This is a genomic window from Lawsonibacter sp. (assembly GCF_022777125.1).
GTDB lineage: Bacteria > Bacillota > Clostridia > Oscillospirales > Oscillospiraceae > Lawsonibacter_A > Lawsonibacter_A hominis.
Genome location: NZ_JALFGV010000099.1, coordinates 1 through 18481 on the forward strand (window position 1 = coordinate 1; position 18481 = coordinate 18481).

Genomic DNA, 18481 nt, shown 5'->3' on the forward strand with positions numbered 1-18481 from the left:
GGACGCCCGGGGAACACCCGGACGCCGCCGGACACAGCTGTGTCCGGCGGCTTCCGGTTGTTTTCAGAACTTCACACGCTCGGCGATATAGGCCTTGACCTGATCGATGGGGATCCGGACCTGCTCCATGGTGTCCCGCTCCCGGACGGTGACGCAGTGGTCGGCCTCGGTCTTGTCGTCCCCCACGGTCTGGAAATCCACCGTAATGCAGAAGGGCGTTCCGATCTCGTCCTGACGGCGGTAGCGCTTGCCGATGGAGCCGGCCTCGTCGTAGTCCACCATAAAGTCGCGGGCCAGCGCATCCCGCAGCTCCAGCGCCTTCTCCCCCAGCTTCTTGGACAGGGGCAGCACCGCGCATTTGAAGGGGGCCAGGGCCGGATGGAAGCGCATGACGGTGCGCACGTCGTTCTTCTCGGCGTCCACGACCTCCTCGTCGTAGGCTTCCACCAGGAACGCCAGCGTGACCCGGTCGGCGCCCAGGGAGGGCTCGATCACGTAGGGGATATAGTGCTCGTTCTTCTCCTGGTCGAAGTAGGTCAGGTCCTTGCCGGAGTGCTCCTGATGCTGCTTCTGGTCATAGTCCGTGCGGTCGGCCACGCCCCAAAGCTCGCCCCAGCCGAAGGGGAATAAAAACTCAAAGTCGGTGGTCGCCTTGGAATAGAAGGCCAGCTCCTCCGGCTCGTGGTCCCGCAGGCGCAGGTCCTCGTCCTTGATGCCCAGGTTCAGCAGCCACTGATGGCAGAACTCCCGCCAGTAGGAGAACCACTCCAGGTCGGTGCCCGGCTGGCAGAAGAACTCCAGCTCCATCTGCTCGAACTCCCGGATGCGGAAGATAAAGTTGCCCGGGGTGATCTCGTTGCGGAAGGACTTGCCCACCTGGCACACGCCGAAGGGCAGCTTTTTGCGGGTGGTGCGCTGGATGGCCGGGAAGTTGACAAAGATGCCCTGGGCCGTCTCGGGGCGCAGATAGACCTCGGTGCTGCTGTCCTCGGTGACGCCCTGGTGGGTCTTGAACATGAGGTTAAACTTGCGGATATCGGTAAAATCGCTCTTGCCGCAGCCGGGACAGGTAACGCCGTTGTCCCGGATAAAGGCCACCAGCTCGTCCTGGGCCATGGCTTCCACGTTCACGTCGGTACGGGCGTTCTCCGCGCACCAGTTCTCGATGAGCTTGTCGGCCCGGTGGCGCATTTTGCAGGCCTTGCAGTCGATCAGCGGGTCGTTGAAGGTGGAGACATGGCCGGAGGCCACCCACACCTCGGGATTCATGAGGATGGCGGCGTCCAGGCCCACGTTGCAGGGGCTCTCCTGGACAAACTTTTTCCACCAGGCGCGCTTGACGTTGTTCTTCAGCTCCACGCCCAGGGGGCCGTAATCCCAGGAATTGGCCAGCCCGCCGTAAATCTCGCTGCCCGGATAGACGAACCCCCGCCCCTTGCAGAGGTTGACGACCTGCTCCATGGTCTTTTCCGTATTTTTCATCGAAACGCACTCCTTTATGGTAATTTCTGCGCAAAACAAAACGCCCTGAGCATCTGCTCAGGGCGAACGTTGTCCGCGGTGCCACCTGAATTCGGGATTTCCGGGGAAATCCCGCGCTCTTGCCCGGTAACGGCGGGTCCGGCGGGGCATTTCCGCCCCGCGGCTCGCGGGCGCCTTCCCGCCGGTTCCCGCAGAGCCTCGCACCGCCCGGCTCCTCTCTGAAACGGGTCCCGGGGTACTCCTCCCGGTCCTTGCCTTTCCTTCGTGATGGGTATTGTATCACCTTTTCCCCGGAGCGTCAAGCAAAACCCTCCGGGCAGGCGGGGCGCATCAGCTCAGCAGCAGGTCGATATCCGCCACGTCCAGGCCGCTCTGCAGCGCCAGATCGATCCCGTATCCGATTACCTTGGCCAGGTCGCCGACCTGGGTATCCACCTCCCGGGGGGTGACGATCAGGTTCTCCCCCGCCCCGGACAGGGCCGCCGGGTCCAGGTCCTCCCGGCCCGCCTCGCTCAGCAGGTCGCAGGCCAGGGTAGCCGCGTCCACCACCGTGGGCACGCCGATGGCAATGACGGGCACCCCCAGCGTCTCCCGGTTCAGGGCCATACGGTGGTTGCCCACGCCCGAGCCGGGGACGATGCCGGTATCGGAGAGCTGCACCGTCCGCCCCACCCGGCGCAGGCTCCGGGACGCCAAAGCGTCCACCGCCAGCACGCAGGCCGGGCGGGTCTTTTCCACCACGGCGGAAATAAGTTCCCCGCTCTCCATGCCGGTGGTGCCCAGCACCCCCGCCGCCAGGGCGGACACGGGCCGGAACGCGCCGAACTGCTCCGGGACCCGCTCCACCAGATGGCGGGTGACCAGGGTATGGTCGGCGGCCTTGGGGCCGATCCCGTCCGGCGTGATGGCCCGGTTGCCCAGGCCCGCCACCAGCACCGCGTCCCCCTCCTTCAGGTCCAGCAGGCCGCGCAGCTCCGCCGCCAGCGCCCGGGCCGCCCGGGGAAACGCGTCCTCCTCCCGGCGCAGCAGGCCATCCAGCTCCACCGTGATATAGGTCCCCACCGGCTTGCCCAGGGCCTGGGCGCCGCTTTCGTCCAGGATACGCACAGTCGTGACCTTGTAGCCCTCCCGCACGCTGTCCCTGGCCTGCACGCCTCTGAGCTGCGTGGTCTCCCCCGCCTGCTCCTGCCAGAGCTGTGTGGCCTCCACCGCCAGGTCTGTCCGCCGTTTCAACATGTGCAGTACTCCTTTCGCGGCACAAGATATGGTGCCGTCTTCCCAATTTGGTACTATTTTTTGCCCAAGCGCAGGTCCTATGCAAAAAGGTGAGAAAAAATCAAAAAAAATAGTTGCAATTTTGGGGTTTGGCTGTTACAATAAATATCTGCACGGGCAAACTGTGTATCAAATCATATCGTCATCGGAGGAGGTGTTTGGTTTGCCGAATATTAAGTCTGCCAAAAAGCGTGTCCTGGTCAACGCAACCAAGGCTGCGCAGAACAAGGCCGCTAAGTCCGCGCTGAAGACCGACATCAAGAAGTTCGAGGCCGCGGTGGCCGAAGGCAACCGCAGCGAGGCCGAGGGCGCTTACAAGGTGGCCGTCAAGGCGGTTGACAAGGCTGCGGGCCACGGTCTTCTGCACCAGAACAACGCCGCGCGCAAGAAGAGCGCTATGACCCTCAAGCTCAACAAGCTGGCCTGACCGGACCTGGGTCAACAGAAACCGCCTGCACATGCAGGCGGTTTTTTGCTGCTTGATGCGGTTATCCTGTTACGGTGAGGAGGTGTTCCTTTGAAGGACCTGCTGCAAAAGGAGCCGGTCAAATTTGCCCTGGAACTGGCGGATATCTATTTTTCCAAGCGGGTGGCCCGCTCCGCGGCGGAACTGGCCTATTTCCTCATTCTCACCTTTTTCCCCATCCTCATCTGTCTCAACGCCTTTATCGGTCTGCTCCACGTGGATATCAACACCCTGATGGAGGCCGCCGCTCCCTTTTTTCCAAAGGAAACGGTCAGCATTCTGGCCGATTACGTCAGCTATATTACCACCAACCAGTCTTCCGGCCTGCTGGCGGCGGGGGTGGTGATGACGCTCTTCTCCTCCTCGGCGGCGTTTCGCGCCCTGATGAACATTATGGGCGAGATCTACGAACGCAAGAGCTACCGGGGCGTGTGGCAGATCGTGGCCAGCGTGGCGTTTTCCATCCTCTTTCTCGTCACGATCTACCTCTCCCTGGCCGTCCTGCTCACCGGCGAGTGGCTGTTTCAGCTGGCGGAGCAGCTGTTCCACCTGAACAGCGGCACCCTGCCCTGGGACTGGCAGTGGCTGCGCTTTCTCATCCTGTTCTGCCTGGTGCTCCTGTTCGTGATGGTAGTCTACCGCATGTCCGCCCCCCGGGGCAAGCCCCGTCCCCCCCTTCTGACCGGCGCGGTGCTCTCCTCCGCCGCCCTGGTGGCCGCCTCGGCCCTGTTCTCCTGGTTCATCGGCATGTCCTCCCGGTATTCCCTGGTGTACGGGTCCCTGGCCTCGGTCATCATCCTGCTGGTCTGGCTCTATCTCTGCGGTAATATTCTGATCCTGGGCAATGTGTTCAACTGCGTCTGGTACCGGCGCAAAAAAATACGCTATCTGAAAAAGCTCCGGGAGCAGGACGCGCCCTGACCGCTCCGCCCCGCGGCCGCAAAAGCGGAAACGCCGCTTCTGCAGCAGCAAAGCCGTGCGCATCTGCGCACGGCTTTGCTGCGTTTTTCCTATTGATACTTCCGGCTCTCCGCCACGGCCAGCTCGTCGCAGCGGTTATTATACTGGTTCTGGGCGTGGCCCTTGACCCAGTGCAGGCGCACCGTATGGTATTCGCACAGCTCCAGCAGGCGCCCCCACAGATCGCTGTTCAGGGCCGGTTTCTTATCGGACTTGATCCAGCCCCGGGCCCTCCAGCCCTTGGCCCAGCCCTTCTCCAGCGCGTCGACGACGTACTTGGAGTCGGAATAGAGCTCCACGGCGCAGGGCTGCTTCAGCGCCTCCAGGGCGGTGATGACGCCGGTAAGCTCCATGCGGTTGTTGGTGGTGTGGGCCTCCCCGCCGGAAAGTTCCTTCTGAACCGCCCCGTATTGCAGGATGGCCCCCCATCCGCCGGGGCCGGGATTGCCGGAGCACGCCCCGTCCGTATAGATGGTGACCGTTTTCATATACCCTCCTTGGGGGCGGTCCTGCCGCACGCGGCAGCGTGCGCCGGCCACTTCCGCCCGGTAATCGCTTAACCGCCTAGGGCCGGGATCGCCGGAGCACGCCCCGGCGCAGATGGCGGTTTGCCCCGCGGCCCCTTACAGCTCGTTCAAAATTTCCTTCCGCTTCTGCTCGTACTCCTCCTGGGTGATCAGACGCTGGTCATAGAGCGCGCGCAGCTGTTCCAGCCGGGCCTGGGGGGAAGCGGGGGCGCAGGTCTGCTCCTCCGCCCCGTCCTCTTCGATGCGGATCTCGGGGCCCACATAGCTCTTGCCGAAGGCCTGATAAAAATTCATGCCCGTGATCCCGACGGCGATCAGCGTCCAGAGGATTCCGAAGGGACCGAAGGTGGGAATCGCCACAAACAGGCCGATCAGCACGAAAAGGATCCCCACCACGCCGCCGAAGACGGCCTGGCTCTTACTGGGCCGATAGGTCATACGCCGGTTTCGTCTCATTTCAGCCCTCCTCGGCGGCCTCGCCGGAGTCTTCCTCCTCCTCATGGTCGGTGCGGGCGAAGGAGATGACCTTGACCCCCTCCTCCAGGTTCATGATCTTCACGCCCTGGGCGGCGCGGCCGTAGACGGAGATGCCGGACACGGCCATGCGGATGATGACGCCGGCGTCGCTGATGACCAGGATATCGTCCTCGTCGCTGACCACCTTGACGCCCACCACCGGGCCGGTCTTCTCGGTGACCTGGTAGCCCTTCAGGCCGAAGCCGCCCCGCTTCTGCGGGCCGTCGGCGCGGATATACTCGTCCATCAGGGTGCGCTTGCCGTAGCCGTTCTCGGTGACCATCAGCACCTGATGGTCGTACTTGGCCCGGGCGGCGCCGATGACATAGTCCCCCGGGCGCAGGTTGATGCCCCGCACGCCGCAGGCGTCCCGGCCCATGCAGCGCACGTCGTTCTCCAGGAAGCAGATGGCCATCCCGTCGTGGGTGGCGATGAGGATGCACTGCTCCCCGTCGGTCTCCCGCACGCAGATCAGGTCGTCCCCCTCGTCCAGGGTGATGCAGCGGATGCCCGCCTTGCGGGCGGTATTGATGGCGGAGAGCTGGATGCGCTTTACCGTGCCGTTTCGGGTCACCATGACCAGGTAGCGGTCTTCGGGGAATTCCCGCAGGTGGATCATGGCGGTGACCTTCTCATCCTGCTCCACCGGCAGCACATTGCCGATGTAGGTGCCCTTGGCCGTGCGCCCCGCCTCGGCGATCTGATAGCCCTTCTTCCGGTGGACCCGGCCCTTATTGGTAAAGAAGAGGATAAAATCATGGGTGGAGGCGGTGAAGACCGTTTCCACATAGTCCTCGTCCTTAAGGGTCTGGGCGGTGATGCCCTTGCCGCCCCGGCGCTGGGCCTTGTAGGCGGAAACGGGGGTGCGCTTGATATACCCGGCGGCTGTGAGGGTGAAGACGCACTCCTCCTCCTCGATCAGGTCCTCCACGTCCAGATCGTCCTCGGCAAAGGCGATCTCGGTGACCCGGTCGTCGCCGTATTTGCTGCGGATCTCGGTCAGTTCGTCCTTGAGCACCTGTTTCAAAAGGCCCTCGTCGCTGAGCAGCTGGTTGAAGTAGGCGATGCGCTCCTCCAGCTCCTTGTACTCGGCCTCCAGCTTCTCCCGGTTCAGGCCCTGAAGGGCGATCAGGCGCATTTCGCAGATGGCCTGGGCCTGCACGTCGTCCAGGCCGAAGCGCGCCATCAGGTTTTCCTTGGCGTTGTCATAGCTCTGGCGAATGATCCGGATGACCTCGTCGATATTGTCCTGGGCGATGAGCAGTCCCTCCAGCAGGTGGGCCCGCTCCTGCGCCTTGCGCAGGTCGAACTTGGTGCGCCGGAGGATGACCTCCTCCTGGAAGGCCAGGTATTCGTCCAGGATATGCCGCAGGGAGAGGATGCGGGGCTGGGACTGGTTGTTGACCAGCGCCAGCATGTTGATGGCGAAGGTGATCTGGAGCTGGGTCTGGGCAAACAGCCGGTTGAGCACCACCTGGGCGTTGGCGTCCTTCTTCAGCTCGATGACGATGCGCATGCCGTTGCGGTCCGACTCGTCCCGAATGTCGGAGATCCCCTCCAGGCGCTTGTCCTCCACCTGGTCGGCCATGTTCTTGATAAGCATGCGCTTGTTGACCTGATAGGGGATCTCGGTGACGATGATGCGGGTGCGGTTGTTGCCGAACTCCTCAAACTCCGTACGGGCCCGGACCCGGATGTGTCCCTTCCCGGTGGCGTAGGCCTGCCGGATGCCGGCCCGGCCCATGATCATGCCCCGGGTGGGGAAATCGGGTCCCTTGACGTATTCCATCAGGTCGTCTAGGGTGGCCTCGGGGTTGTCCAGCACACAGACGGCCGCGTCGATGACCTCCCGCAGGTTGTGGGGCGGGATGTTGGTGGCCATACCCACGGCGATGCCGCTGGAGCCGTTGACCAGCAGGTTGGGGAAGCGGCTGGGGAGCACCCGCGGTTCCTTCCGGGATTCGTCAAAGTTGGGGTCCCAGTCTACCGTCTCCTTTTCGATGTCCCGCAGCATCTCCTGGGAGATCTTGTCCAGCCGGGCCTCGGTGTACCGGTAGGCGGCGGGGGGGTCTCCATCCACGGAGCCAAAGTTGCCGTGGCCGTCCACCAGAGGGTAACGCATGGAGAAATCCTGGGCCAGGCGGACCAGCGCATCGTAGACGCTGGCGTCGCCGTGGGGATGGTAACGGCCCAGCACGTCGCCCACGCAGGTGGCCGACTTTTTAAAGGGCTTGTCGTGGGTCAGGTTATCCTCGTACATGGCGTAGAGGATGCGCCGGTGGACCGGCTTGAGCCCGTCCCGCACGTCGGGAAGGGCCCGGCCTACGATGACGCTCATGGCATATTCGATATAGGACTGCTCCATCTCGGGCACCAGAGGAGACGTGACGATCTTCTGTCCCGGGAAACGGATCTCCTCGGGATCGTACTGTGGTTTCTTACTCATTCAATAACAGCCTTTCTCACTCAAAAAGGATTTACTGGTCCCGGCTGATCAGCCCGGCGTCTGCAGCATTTGGATCTGCTCCGCCGTCAGCTCCACATAGGGAATGGAAAGCTCCCTGGCCTCCCCCAGGTAGGGGGCCAGCCACGCCTGGTATTGGGACGCGTCCACCGGATGATCCCACGTGATGTCCCCTTCGGTGGTGATGTAGTAGACGAACCCGGTCTTGCTGGCGTCCACCTCGTCCGGGTATCCCTCCAGGCCAAGGGCCTTATCCCAGGCGTCCACCGCGCCCACCTGCTGGTAGCTGTCGGTCTCGGGCAGGTATTGGTAGAGGAAGTAGGGCCAGAAGGAGCCGCCCTTTCCCTGGTTGTGGGACCAGCCCGCCATAACGGCGCCATTATCGTAAAAGGTCAGCAGGGGAAATTCCTCCAATTGCTTGCGAAGCTCTCCCGTCGCCTCGTCCCAATCATAGACGAAGCCCCGCTCCCCGGCCACGATTGTGGTGGTGTAGAGAAGGATCAGCTCCTCCCTCCCGTCCCCGTCCACGTCGCAGACGGAAAATCGGTTTTGCGCCATTCTTTCTCTATCCTCGATACTCCCAATATAGCCGCCGGAATCGCCGGTCCCGTCGGGCAGAACCCCGGTGTCCAGCAGCTTTTTCAGCGCGGCGCCATAGGCCGCCCGGGCGGGGGCGTTCTCCTCGCTCAGCATGGACATCTGCGGCGGCTCCGAGGTCGCTTCCGGCGTGGGCGACGGCTCAAGCTCGTCGGAGGGGCTGGGCGCGGTGGTCTGTACGGCGGCGGTGGGGGCCTGCTTCGGCGTATCCACAGCCGGGGTGCTCCCGCAGGCGGACAGCGTGAGGCACGCCGCCGTGCAAAGGGCGACCACACTTGCTTTTTTCATCTTGACACCGCTCCTCTCCTGCTCAGTAGTCCAGATTCACGGCGTATTTGGCGTTGCGCTCGATGAATTCCTTGCGGGGCTCCACCTTCTCGCCCATGAGGATGGAGAACGTCTCGTCGGCCCGGATGGCGTCGTCCAGCTCGATGCGCTTCAGCGTGCGCTTCTCCGGGTCCATGGTGGTCTCCCACAGCTCATGGGGGTTCATTTCGCCCAAGCCCTTAAAGCGGGAGATGTCCACCTTGGCGTTGGGGTTATCGCCCCGCAGCTCGCCGGAGATACGGTCCCGCTCCTCCTCCGAGAAGGCCAGCCGGGTGGTCTTGCCGCGGCTGAGCTTGAACAGCGGCGGCACGGCGGCGTAGACGTAGCCGTGCTCGATCAGCGGACGCATGAAGCGGAAGAAGAAGGTGAGCAGCAGCGTGCGGATATGAGAGCCGTCCACATCGGCATCGGCCATAATGATGACCTTGTGATAGCGCAGCCTGCTCACGTCGAACTCGTCCCCGATGCCCGCGCCCAGCGCGGTGATGACGGGCTGAAGCTTGTCGTTTCCATAGACCTTGTCGGCCCTGGCCTTCTCCACGTTGAGCATCTTGCCCCACAGGGGGAGGATGGCCTGGAAGCGGGAATCCCGGCCCTGGGTGGCCGAGCCGCCGGCGGAATCGCCCTCGACGATATAGATTTCGGTCAGTTCGGGGTTGTTTTCATTGCAGTCCCGCAGTTTGTCGGGCATGGCGGCTCCGCCCAGCGCGGTCTTGCGGCGGATGGACTCCCGTGCCTTGCGGGCGGCCTCCCGGGCGCGGTTGGCCATCAGCGCCTTGTCCAGGATCGCCTTGCCCACCCCCGGGTTCTCCTCCAGAAATTCCTCCAGCTTGTCGCTGACGATACCCGCCACCAGGGTGCGGATCTCCGAGTTGCCCAGCTTGGCCTTGGTCTGGCCCTCAAACTGGGCGTCGGTGAGCTTGACGGAGATGATGCAGGTAAGGCCCTCCCGGCAGTCTTCGCCGGAGACCTTCTCCTCGTCCTTGAGAATCTTCATCTTTTTGCCGTAGTTGTTGAGCACGGTGGTCAGCGCCCGCTTAAAGCCCTCCTCGTGCATGCCGCCTTCCGGGGTGTGCACGTTGTTGGCAAAGGAGATGATGCTCTCGTTATACCCGTCGTTGTACTGGAAGGCCACCTCCGCCATGGAGTCTTCCCGGCTGCCGGACATATACACCACGCTGTCGTGGATGGGCGTTTTGGCCCGGTTGAGCCAGGTGACGAACTCCCGGATGCCGCCTGCGTAGTGCATCTCGTCGGACTGCTCCCGGCCGGCGCGCTCGTCGATAGTGCGGATGCGCACGCCCGCGTTGAGGAAGGCCTCCTCCCGCATGCGGGTATGAAGCGTTTCATAATTGTACTCGGTGATCTCAAACATGGACCGGTCGGGCTTAAAGACCACCTCGGTGCCGTGGCGCTCGGTGTCCCCCACCATCTGCATGGGCTGGGTCACATTGCCGCGGGAAAACTTCATCTCATAGATCTTCCCGTCTTTGTAGACCCGCACCTCCAGCCACTCGCTCAGGGCGTTGACCACGCTGGCGCCCACGCCGTGCAGGCCGCCGGAGACCTTATAGCCCCCTCCGCCGAACTTTCCGCCCGCATGAAGGATGGTAAAGACCACCTCCAGGGCGGGCTTCCCGGTCTGCTGCTGGATATCCACCGGGATACCGCGGCCGTTGTCCACCACCGTGATGATATCCCCCTCGGAGATCTTTACGGTGATCTCGTCGCAGTACCCGGCCAGCGCCTCGTCGATGGCGTTGTCCACGATCTCATATACCAGATGGTGCAGTCCGCTCTCCGAGGTGGAGCCGATATACATGCCCGGGCGCTTGCGGACGGCCTCAAGCCCCTCCAGCACCTGGATCTCGGATGCGCCGTACTCATGCTCCACCTGGGTGGCGCCGTTTTCAAAAGTTTCAGACATCAAATAACCTCCATTGGGATATCGGGCGGCCAAAGGCCGCCCCTACAAAGCGTTGTAGGAGCCGCCTTCGGCGGTCCGTCCTGCTTTATTCAAATAAATTGTTTTCCGCCCGGCCCCGCAGGGTGGCGGTGGAGAGCTGGGAAAGATAGACCACCGGCGCGTCCTGTCCGCTGCGGCAGAGCACAAAGGACTTGGGCAGCTCGTCGGAGACGTTGATCACCCTGCCCTCCCGCTGGGCCTGGTCCAGCATCCTGCGGGTGCGGTGGGACGCGCTGGTGTTGTCCAGGTCGAAGATGCCCACCACATCCCGGTAGGGCACGACCACCGATTGTCCTAAATGCAGATACATACGTCCGTTTCTCCTTTGCCTGCGGATACAATGCCGCTTTCACCGGCCGTCCACCACCCTGGGCCGCCAGAACCACTTCCAAAACCGCCAGCCGGCGAACAGGCCCGCCAGCAGCGCCAGAGCCGGCAAACCGGGGAAAAACAGCACCTGCGTCAGCGGGGAGACCTGCTCCGACGCCCAGAGGTTCCACCGTCCCGCCGCGATCAGAAGCGCCAGCACGGCCGCCGCCAGACCGGGCAGCACCCGCCACCGCTTTCTTCGGGTAAAGCGGCAGACCGCATATTGGATCACCGCCCCCAACAGAAACGGCAGCAAAACGAATCCAGCCAGGATGATCGGCATAGCGTCCTCCTTCTCCCCCGCGCCGGGCGGCGGGGCTCACACCAGCGTTCCTGCGTGAATGTGGAAGGTCTTCCCCTCCCGCAGGCGCCCCAGCCCCATATCCTCGCAGCAGGTGATAAAGACCTGGCCGCTGGTGATCCGGCCCAGCACGAACGCCTGCCGCCGCGGGTCCAGCTCGGAAAGCACGTCGTCCAGCAGCAGCACCGGCCATTCGCCCGTCTCCTGAAAAAAAATCTCCCGGCAGGCCAATTTCAACGACAGCGCCGCCGTGCGGGTCTGTCCCTGAGAGGCAAAGGTCTTGGCGCTTTTCCCGTCGATCTCCACGTCCAAATCGTCCTTATGGGGGCCGGAAAGGCATTGCCGGGACTCCAGTTCGGCCTGCCGGTGCCGCTCCTGATGCTCCAGCAGCTGGGGCAGGATCTCCCGCGGGGCGGCCTCCGGATCGGTCACGGTCTTCACCGTCTCATAATGCAGCTCCAACCGCTCCCGGCCTCCGGAAAAATCCAGATGGATGGCGGGCGTGACCTCCCGCAGGCGCTTGACGAAGTGGGCCCGGTAATGGATGAGCACCGCCCCCGTCTGGGCCATGCGGAGGTTGAATTCGTCCAGCGCGTCCAGCAGGGAGGGCTTTTCCGTACCGTCCCGGAGGATGCGGGTCTTGTGCTCATAAAGCCTGCGGTACTCGGCCAGGGCCTCGGCATACCGGGGGCGCAGCTGGCTGATGCAGCCGTCCAGAAACCGCCGGCGCACTAAGGCCCCCTCCCGGATCAGGTACAGATCCTCCGGGCAAAACAGAACGGTGTTCAGCACCCCCGCCAGCTCCCCGGCGGACTTGAGGCGCACGCCGTTGGAGAACAGCTGCCGCCGCCCGCCCCGGGAGAGGCGGGCCTCCAGCGTAAAATCCCGCTGCCGGGCGCTGACCTGGGCCTGCACAAAGGCGTGGTCCACCCCGAATTGGATCAATTCCCGGTCATACCGGGCCCGGTGGGAAGACGCGGTGGACAAATACGCCACTGCTTCCAGCAGATTGGTCTTCCCTTGGGCATTCTCCCCGTAGATCACGTTGACGCCCGGGTGGAACCCGGCCTCCAGGTGCAGGTAATTGCGGAAAAAATCCAGAGAGATGGAGCGGACGATCATAGGATCCTCAGCTTCACGGGCCCGAGCTGGGCGGTATCCCCGCTGCGCAGCTTCCGCCCCCGCTGTGTGCAGACGGCCCCGTTGACCAGCACGCCGCCGGCCTGGATCAGCTCCTTGGCCTCCCCGCCGGTCTCGGTGAGCCCCTCGAACTTCAGCAGCGCGTCCAGACGGATAAACTCGGTGATGATCTTCACATCTCGCTCTTCCATGCGCCCTCCTTGCCCGCCAGGGCCTCAAATCGTTGATACAGCTCCGGCCGCAGCCGCTTGAGCGCGGCCGGCCGTCCCTTCTTCCGGTCGTAGAAAAAGTGGCGGCTCTCCCCCTCGCACCGCAGTGTCCCCGTCTCAACGTCCACCATCCGGTAAGCCAGGGCCAGCCTGGCCGGGGAAAGGGCGGTAATGCTCAGAAAAACATCCACATGCTCCCCAAAGCGGGTCATGGAGCGGTAATGGCAGCTGACGTCGGTCAGGGCGATGTCGATGCCCGCGTCCACCAGCGTCTCATAGCCGCAGCCCAGCTGCTCCATAAAATCGGTGCGGGCCTCCTCCATCCAATGGATATAATTCCCATGGTAGACGATGCCCATGCCGTCCGTCTCATAGAACTGAACTTTTCTGCGGTAGGGCCTCCGTTCCATCAGTCTCCCGCCTTCAGCCGAACGGGCAGCACCATGTACAGAAAGTTCTCGTCGCCCTGGGTGGGCAGGATCACGCAGGGGGAGACGCCGGTGGTCAGCTCCAGGCGGACCCGGTCCGCGGGGGCGGCCTTGAGGGCGTCCATCAGGTACTTGTTGTTGAAGCCGATCTCCAGCCCCTTGCCGTCTCCGGAGATCGGGCACACGTCGGCGGCGTCTCCGATGGCGGTCTTGGTGGAGATGTTCAGCACCCCGTCGTCGAAGATGCAGCGCAGCGGACTTTTCAGCTTGTCGCTGATGATGAGGGAGACGCGGTCGATGGAGGAGATCAGGGCCCTGGTATCCCCCTCTACCTGAATGGTGTTGTTGCGGGGGATGGCCTGGCGGTACGCCAGAAATTCTCCCTCCAGCCGGCGGGAGACCAGCATGGTGCTGCCCAACTTAAACATCACATGCCGCGCGCCCTGGGTGACGCTGGCGCTCTCGTCGCTGTCGGCGCAGATTTTTTCCACCTCGCTCAGGGCCGCGCCGGGCACCACGAAGGAGAACGTCTCGGCGCCCTCCTTCTTTTCGATGGCCTCATGCCGCAGGGCCAGCCGGTAACCGTCCACCGACACGACGGTCAGTCCGCTCTCGTCCACCTCAAAAAGGCTGCCGGTGTGGATGGGCCGGCTTTCGTTGTCGCTGACGGCAAAAAGGGTCTGTCCGATCATGGACTTGAGTACGTTCTGGGGCAGCAGCAGGGAATTTTGATACTCCACGGCGGGCAGCTCCGGGAACTCCTCCGGGTCGGTGGCCAGGATATTGAATTCGCTCATGCCGCACTTGATGTTGACGGTATAGTTGGTGGACTGGAAGCTCACCATGTCGTCGGGCAGCTTGCGGATGATCTCTCCGAACAGACGGGCGCCCAGCACCAGAGTGCCCTGCTCGGAGATTTCGGCGGGCACGGTGGTGCGGATGCCGGTCTCCAGGTTGTAGCCGGTCAGCCGCAGATCGTTTCCCGCTTCCAGAAGGATGCCCTCCAGGGCGGGGATGGAGCTTTTGGGGGATACCGCCCGGGAGGCGGTGGAGATGGCAGCCTGCAGCAGGGCCTTCTCGCAGGTGAATTTCATGGCGTAACCTCCGTTCGCATTTCTCTCTGCGCAGGAGAGGAAGGGATATGAGTTCGTAATAGTAAGCCGTAGGGAAAAAAGATGTGGAAAACCGCCGCAAAGCGTTCGCGGGCAAGAAAAAGCGCGTCCACAGGGATTGGGGAGAAAACAGCGGCTTTTCCCCACAGAGGGGGAAAGGGGCCGGGTTTTCCCCCTTACGTTGTCCACATCTGCACAAAAAGCGGTGGAAATGTGGAAAAAACAAACATCCGCTTCTATTCGTACCGGGCGTTGATGTTGGTGTTGATATCCTTGATGACTTCGGCCACCTCAGGGGACTGCTTCATCAGCTTTTCCACCCGTTCGATGGAGTGCATGACGGTGGTATGGTCGCGGTTGTCGAATTCCCGGCCGATCTCTTTCAGGGACAGGTTGGTCATGCGGCGGATCTGGTACATGGCGATCTGCCGGGCCAGGGCGGTATCCTTGGTACGTCCCTGCCCGCGGATGGCCTCGGCGTCGATGTTGTAGAATTTGCTGACTTCCTCGATGATGACGTCGGAGGAGGGGAGAAAGTCGGCCTTGTCCTTGAACATGTCCCGCACCGCCCGGGTGACGGTGTCCACGTCCACGCTTTCCCCCATCAGCTCCTGGAAGGCCAGGATCTTGTTGACGGTGCCTTCGATCTGGCGCACGTTGGAGGTAATGTTGTCGGCGATGTACTGGAGCACCGGGTCGGGCAGATTCATGCCCCGGCGGATGGCCTTGTTTTTGATGATGGCCACGCGGGTCTCGTAGTCGGGGGGCTGGATGTCCACGGGCAGGCCCCACTCGAACCGGGTGCGCAGCCGGTCGTCCAGCCGCAGCATCTCCTTGGGGGGACGGTCGGCGGTAAAGACGATCTGCCGTCCGGCCTCGTAGAGCGTATTGAAGGTATGGAACATCTCCTCCTGGGAGCTCTCCTTGCCGGCGATGAACTGTACGTCGTCCATCAAGAACACGTCGGCGTAGCGGTACTTCTCCCGGAATTCCTGATTGCGGCCCTCCCGGATGGCCTGGATGAGCTCGTTGGTAAAAGAGTCGCCCTTGATATACACGATGCGGAAATTGGGGTTGCCGGCATGGATCTTGTGGGCGATGGCGTAGAGCAGGTGGGTCTTGCCCAGGCCGGATTCCCCGTAAATGAACAGGGGGTTATAGGTCTGGGCGGGCCGCTCGGCCACCGCGAGGGCGGCGGCATGGGCGAACTTGTTGGACGCGCCCACCACAAAGCGCTCGAAGGTATATTCCTCCGTGCCGGGCAAAAAAGTCTCGTCCGCCGGCTTGCCGTACCCTTCCAGCTCTCCCTCTCCCAGCACCGTGACCTTGAAGTCGGCGGAAAACAGCTCGTGGAGGGCCTTTTGGATGGCGGGCACATACCGGGAGACGATGATGTCCCGTTTGAAGTTGGAAGGCGTGTGCAGGACGAAGGTATCCTCGTCCAGGGAGACGGCGATGGCGTCGTCGAACCAGGTGTTGATGGTGGTGGCGGTCATCTCCCCCTCCATCAGGGTGAGCACCTTGGCCCAGATATCAGCCGGGGAATTCATCCCGGATACCACCCCTTTCGTGTGAAGTTTCAATCGATTCATTATACCAGAAAAACCGTTCTCAAGCAACATTTTCACCTCATACATTATAAAAATAAAACGGGAGAAGGAGGGAGGAAGCGCGCCGCCCCGTTTTCTGGAAGGGGGCGGCCCCGTGCGGCAGGGGAAAAGAGGCGGGACTTGAGCTGGAAGGGGCTGGGGGACACAATATGTTGTACCGGGAAAAAGGTTGTAAAAAAAGATGCATCCAAGGGGAAAAAATATAGTTGACAGGCCATTTTGAAATAGGCTATAATATCATCTGCATCGTGTGGTCTCATGCGGTGTAAAGCAATTTTACTTTGACGACCGCAGCCGGGCCCGTCCGGCTGTTGTGGTGGGCGGGGGAAACTCCGCTTGATTTTCGTACAGGAGGTGTACCCAAAATGGTTCGTACCTATCAGCCCAAGAAGCGCCAGCGCTCCAAGGAGCACGGGTTCCGCAAGCGCATGCGTACCGCCAATGGCCGCAAGGTGCTGGCGCGCCGCCGCGCCCGGGGCCGCGCCCGTCTGACCCACTGATGCGCGCAGCAAACGGAATAGGGCTTTCATAAAAGGGGCGGAGGAGCGATCCTACCGCCCCTGCGCAGCATGCAGAGAAAAAGGGGAAAGCAGCGTGAAACATACCGTCTCCCTCAAGCAGAACCATGAATTCCGCCGTCTTTACAGCAAGGGAAAGAGCGCCGTCTGCCCCTGCTTGGCCCTGTACTGCCGGAAAAACCGGCAGGGGCGCAGCAGGCTGGGGATCACCGTGGGGGTGAAAGTAGGCAAGGCCGTGTGCCGTAACCGCACCCGCCGCCGTATCCGAGAGGCCTACCGCCTCCATGAGGAGCAGTTTCTTCCCGGATACGATTTGGTCGTGGTGGCCCGGGTCCGGGCCGGCCGCGCCCCCTACCGGGAGATCGAGCGCAGCTTGCTCCAGCTGGCGGACAAGCTGGGTCTGCTGCAAAAGGAGGCACGCTCGTGAAACGGCTGCTGCTGGCCCTGATCGGGGCCTACCGCAAGTACATTTCCCCCTGCCGTCCCCCCTGCTGCCGCTTCATCCCCACCTGCTCGGCGTACGCCCTGGAGGCGGTGGAGAAGTACGGCGCGTTCAAGGGGGGCGCGCTGGCCCTGCGGCGTATTCTGAAATGCCAGCCCTTCCACCGTCAGGCGTCCATCGAGTACGACCCCGTCCCTTAGAGCCGGACGGAGCCTTCTGCAGAATGCCGGCGGAACGGCCGCCGCGCCGCCCGCCCGTCCTTCGGCAGGTACTGAAACCGGCTTTGAAGCGGGACCACAAATGAAACTTGGAGGCGTCCAAATGGATTTTGCACAGATCATCCTCTCCCCCTTCGTATGGCTGCTGACCGTTTTTTACAATCTCTTCGGCAGCTATGGTCTGGCGCTCATTTTCTTTGCCATCGTGGTCAAGCTGATCCTCTTCCCCTTCTCCCTGAAGGGAAAGCGCAGCATGATCCAGATGAACATGCTTTCCGACAAGATGCAGAAGCTCCAGAAGCAGTACGGCAAGGACAAAGAGCGCTATAACCTGGAGCTCCAGAAGCTCTACGAGAAGGAAAAGGTCAACCCCATGAGCGGCTGCCTTTGGTCCTTCGTTCCCCTGCTGATCCTGTTCCCCCTGTACGCCATCATCCGCCAGCCCCTGAAGTATATGATGGGCGTCAATTCCCAGGATCTGCTCAACGCGGTGGCCAACGCCGTGCAGTGGAACAGCGCCGCGCTGGATATGGGCTGGATCAAGGAAGCGGCCGACAGCTTTGCCAATACCGGTTACAACCAGCTCTATCTGGCCTCTCTCATCACCCCGGAGAACCTGGCCTCCGTCCAGGCCGCCGTGGGCGAGGCCGGAAGCAAGATCTTTTCCATCAATTTTGATTTTCTGGGCCTGATCGACCTGTCCCAGACGCCCCAGCTGAAGTTCTGGACCATCAGCGGAGGCTTTGGCCTGTTCCTGCTGCCGGTCATCTCCGCCGCGTCGGGCTTCGTGTTCTCCCTTATCTCCATGAAGACGAATTCCGTCAACCAGAAGAGCGCCCAGGCGGCCAACAACGCCACGGCCAAAAGCATGCTCATCGTCTCCCCCCTGATGTCTCTGTGGATCGGCTTTGCCATGCCCGCCGCCCTGTGCGTATACTGGATCGCCAACAACCTTTTGTCCATGCTCCAGGAATTCCTCTGCGGCAAGCTGCTGAAGAAGGACTATGAAAAGGCCGCCGCGCAGCAGGCGGAGCGGGAACGCCAGGAAAAAGAGGAGGAGAAGGAGCGCCGCCGCCTTGCCGCTGAAGAGCGCGCCCGCCGTCTGGAGGAAGAAAAGCAGAATAAGGGCAGGAAGAAGAAAGCTGAGAAAAAGCCCGCCGAGGAGGAGGAAAAGATCCCCGGCGCGGTGAAAGAGGCCAGCCGGGTCGGGATGCGTCAGTATGCCCGCGGCCGCGCCTATGATCCCTACCGCTACAGCGCCGAAGGCCCTACCGCTTATCCGGGCGCCGCCCCTGTTTTCCAGAAGAAGGAAGACACCAGGGCGCTGGAGAAGGAGTCCGACGAACTGGAACAGGTCGCTCTGGAGCAGGCCGCCGACGAAGCGATTGTGGAGGCTATCCGGGAGGAGCAGGCCGGCGCCGCCCCTGAAGGGCTGAGCGAGACGCCCGTCCTGGAGACTCCTACCTATGAAGCCCCCGATTATGACGCGGCGGAAGCCGAGGCTCCCTATGCGGAAGAGTCGGAAGAGCCGGAAGACAAGGACAAGGAGTAACG

At 62.4% G+C, this 18481-nt stretch carries 20 protein-coding genes and 1 other annotated feature; of the genes, 6 read left to right on the top strand and 14 right to left on the bottom strand.

The window, feature by feature from the left end:
* Positions 1-63: 63 nt before the first annotated feature.
* Together MR825_RS08495 and gpr are read right to left on the bottom strand one after the other, a co-directional pair.
* Entirely contained in the window at positions 64-1482 is a 1419-nt protein-coding gene (locus MR825_RS08495) for a glycine--tRNA ligase (protein ID WP_287880170.1), read from the bottom strand.
* A 55-nt stretch (positions 1483-1537) separates the two neighbouring features.
* Positions 1538-1743 (bottom strand) — a binding site (T-box leader).
* 69 nt (positions 1744-1812) lie between these two features.
* Positions 1813-2718: a GPR endopeptidase gene (gene gpr / locus MR825_RS08500; RefSeq protein ID WP_256175362.1), complete on the bottom strand. Its 906-nt coding sequence runs from the start codon at positions 2716-2718 to the stop codon at positions 1813-1815.
* 202 nt (positions 2719-2920) lie between these two features.
* Between gpr and rpsT the strand changes: the two genes are divergently transcribed.
* Positions 2921-3184 (top strand): 30S ribosomal protein S20, encoded by a 264-nt coding sequence (gene rpsT / locus MR825_RS08505; protein ID WP_207723730.1) that lies wholly within the window; start codon positions 2921-2923, stop codon positions 3182-3184.
* Between the two features lie 90 nt (positions 3185-3274).
* Positions 3275-4144, top strand: a complete 870-nt coding sequence (locus tag MR825_RS08510) for a YihY/virulence factor BrkB family protein (protein ID WP_186907399.1) — start codon at positions 3275-3277, stop codon at positions 4142-4144.
* Between the two features lie 89 nt (positions 4145-4233).
* Here the strand turns inward: MR825_RS08510 and rnhA are convergent, their stop codons facing one another.
* From rnhA to dnaA, 12 genes are all read right to left on the bottom strand, one after another.
* The gene (rnhA, locus tag MR825_RS08515; RefSeq protein ID WP_256175364.1) at positions 4234-4671 is read right to left on the bottom strand and encodes a ribonuclease HI; all 438 of its coding nucleotides are present in this window, start codon (positions 4669-4671) and stop codon (positions 4234-4236) included.
* A gap of 135 nt (positions 4672-4806) precedes the next feature.
* The gene (locus MR825_RS08520; RefSeq protein WP_186907401.1) at positions 4807-5166 is read right to left on the bottom strand and encodes an SHOCT domain-containing protein; all 360 of its coding nucleotides are present in this window, start codon (positions 5164-5166) and stop codon (positions 4807-4809) included.
* 1 nt (position 5167) lies between these two features.
* Positions 5168-7672 (bottom strand): DNA gyrase subunit A, encoded by a 2505-nt coding sequence (gene gyrA, locus MR825_RS08525; RefSeq protein WP_256175368.1) that lies wholly within the window; start codon positions 7670-7672, stop codon positions 5168-5170.
* 48 nt (positions 7673-7720) lie between these two features.
* Positions 7721-8575 (bottom strand): hypothetical protein, encoded by an 855-nt coding sequence (locus MR825_RS08530; RefSeq protein ID WP_287880175.1) that lies wholly within the window; start codon positions 8573-8575, stop codon positions 7721-7723.
* A gap of 22 nt (positions 8576-8597) precedes the next feature.
* A complete protein-coding gene (gene gyrB, locus MR825_RS08535) occupies positions 8598-10541 on the bottom strand; it encodes a DNA topoisomerase (ATP-hydrolyzing) subunit B (protein ID WP_186907404.1) in 1944 nt (647 codons plus the stop codon).
* 85 nt (positions 10542-10626) lie between these two features.
* The gene (gene remB / locus MR825_RS08540; protein ID WP_186907405.1) at positions 10627-10890 is read right to left on the bottom strand and encodes an extracellular matrix regulator RemB; all 264 of its coding nucleotides are present in this window, start codon (positions 10888-10890) and stop codon (positions 10627-10629) included.
* 39 nt (positions 10891-10929) lie between these two features.
* Positions 10930-11232 (bottom strand): Tat pathway signal protein, encoded by a 303-nt coding sequence (locus tag MR825_RS08545; RefSeq protein ID WP_186907406.1) that lies wholly within the window; start codon positions 11230-11232, stop codon positions 10930-10932.
* Positions 11233-11268: 36 nt separating this feature from the next.
* Positions 11269-12372 (bottom strand): DNA replication/repair protein RecF, encoded by a 1104-nt coding sequence (recF, locus tag MR825_RS08550; protein WP_186907407.1) that lies wholly within the window; start codon positions 12370-12372, stop codon positions 11269-11271.
* Positions 12369-12581 (bottom strand): RNA-binding S4 domain-containing protein, encoded by a 213-nt coding sequence (locus MR825_RS08555; RefSeq protein WP_186907408.1) that lies wholly within the window; start codon positions 12579-12581, stop codon positions 12369-12371. The genes recF and MR825_RS08555 overlap by 4 nt, the downstream gene beginning before the upstream one ends.
* Positions 12563-13009 (bottom strand): acyl-CoA thioesterase, encoded by a 447-nt coding sequence (locus MR825_RS08560; RefSeq protein WP_256175373.1) that lies wholly within the window; start codon positions 13007-13009, stop codon positions 12563-12565. Before MR825_RS08560 ends, MR825_RS08555 begins: the two co-directional genes overlap by 19 nt.
* Complete coding sequence (gene dnaN, locus MR825_RS08565; protein ID WP_287880181.1) at positions 13009-14121, bottom strand: DNA polymerase III subunit beta; 1113 nt, start codon at positions 14119-14121, stop codon at positions 13009-13011. The genes MR825_RS08560 and dnaN overlap by 1 nt, the downstream gene beginning before the upstream one ends.
* 254 nt (positions 14122-14375) lie before the next feature.
* Positions 14376-15689 carry a chromosomal replication initiator protein DnaA gene (gene dnaA, locus MR825_RS08570; protein ID WP_186907411.1) on the bottom strand — a complete coding sequence of 438 codons (1314 nt, stop codon included), beginning with the start codon at positions 15687-15689 and terminating at the stop codon, positions 14376-14378.
* 425 nt (positions 15690-16114) lie between these two features.
* Between dnaA and rpmH the strand changes: the two genes are divergently transcribed.
* The 4 genes from rpmH (at position 16115) to MR825_RS08590 (ending at position 18479) form a co-directional block, all read left to right on the top strand.
* The gene (rpmH, locus tag MR825_RS08575) at positions 16115-16249 is read left to right on the top strand and encodes a 50S ribosomal protein L34 (protein WP_186566784.1); all 135 of its coding nucleotides are present in this window, start codon (positions 16115-16117) and stop codon (positions 16247-16249) included.
* Between the two features lie 94 nt (positions 16250-16343).
* Positions 16344-16694 carry a ribonuclease P protein component gene (rnpA, locus tag MR825_RS08580; protein ID WP_186907413.1) on the top strand — a complete coding sequence of 117 codons (351 nt, stop codon included), beginning with the start codon at positions 16344-16346 and terminating at the stop codon, positions 16692-16694.
* Positions 16691-16909: a membrane protein insertion efficiency factor YidD gene (yidD, locus tag MR825_RS08585; protein WP_186907414.1), complete on the top strand. Its 219-nt coding sequence runs from the start codon at positions 16691-16693 to the stop codon at positions 16907-16909. The genes rnpA and yidD overlap by 4 nt, the downstream gene beginning before the upstream one ends.
* A 121-nt stretch (positions 16910-17030) precedes the next feature.
* On the top strand, positions 17031-18479 hold the full coding sequence (locus MR825_RS08590) for a YidC/Oxa1 family membrane protein insertase (protein ID WP_287880190.1): 1449 nt from the start codon (positions 17031-17033) through the stop codon (positions 18477-18479).
* Positions 18480-18481: the final 2 nt, after the last annotated feature.

Bases quoted from the DNA above. Each gene is read 5' to 3' on its own strand.
- MR825_RS08495 (WP_287880170.1), bottom strand. From the start codon at position 1,482: ATGAAAAATACGGAAAAGACCATGGAGCAGGTCGTCAACCTCTGCAAG.
- gpr (WP_256175362.1), bottom strand. From the start codon at position 2,718: ATGTTGAAACGGCGGACAGACCTGGCGGTGGAGGCCACACAGCTCTGG.
- rnhA (WP_256175364.1), bottom strand. From the start codon at position 4,671: ATGAAAACGGTCACCATCTATACGGACGGGGCGTGCTCCGGCAATCCC.
- MR825_RS08520 (WP_186907401.1), bottom strand. From the start codon at position 5,166: ATGAGACGAAACCGGCGTATGACCTATCGGCCCAGTAAGAGCCAGGCC.
- gyrA (WP_256175368.1), bottom strand. From the start codon at position 7,672: ATGAGTAAGAAACCACAGTACGATCCCGAGGAGATCCGTTTCCCGGGA.
- MR825_RS08530 (WP_287880175.1), bottom strand. From the start codon at position 8,575: ATGAAAAAAGCAAGTGTGGTCGCCCTTTGCACGGCGGCGTGCCTCACG.
- gyrB (WP_186907404.1), bottom strand. From the start codon at position 10,541: ATGTCTGAAACTTTTGAAAACGGCGCCACCCAGGTGGAGCATGAGTAC.
- remB (WP_186907405.1), bottom strand. From the start codon at position 10,890: ATGTATCTGCATTTAGGACAATCGGTGGTCGTGCCCTACCGGGATGTG.
- MR825_RS08545 (WP_186907406.1), bottom strand. From the start codon at position 11,232: ATGCCGATCATCCTGGCTGGATTCGTTTTGCTGCCGTTTCTGTTGGGG.
- recF (WP_186907407.1), bottom strand. From the start codon at position 12,372: ATGATCGTCCGCTCCATCTCTCTGGATTTTTTCCGCAATTACCTGCAC.
- MR825_RS08555 (WP_186907408.1), bottom strand. From the start codon at position 12,581: ATGGAAGAGCGAGATGTGAAGATCATCACCGAGTTTATCCGTCTGGAC.
- MR825_RS08560 (WP_256175373.1), bottom strand. From the start codon at position 13,009: ATGGAACGGAGGCCCTACCGCAGAAAAGTTCAGTTCTATGAGACGGAC.
- dnaN (WP_287880181.1), bottom strand. From the start codon at position 14,121: ATGAAATTCACCTGCGAGAAGGCCCTGCTGCAGGCTGCCATCTCCACC.
- dnaA (WP_186907411.1), bottom strand. From the start codon at position 15,689: ATGAATTCCCCGGCTGATATCTGGGCCAAGGTGCTCACCCTGATGGAG.
- rpmH (WP_186566784.1), top strand. From the start codon at position 16,115: ATGGTTCGTACCTATCAGCCCAAGAAGCGCCAGCGCTCCAAGGAGCAC.
- MR825_RS08590 (WP_287880190.1), top strand. From the start codon at position 17,031: ATGGATTTTGCACAGATCATCCTCTCCCCCTTCGTATGGCTGCTGACC.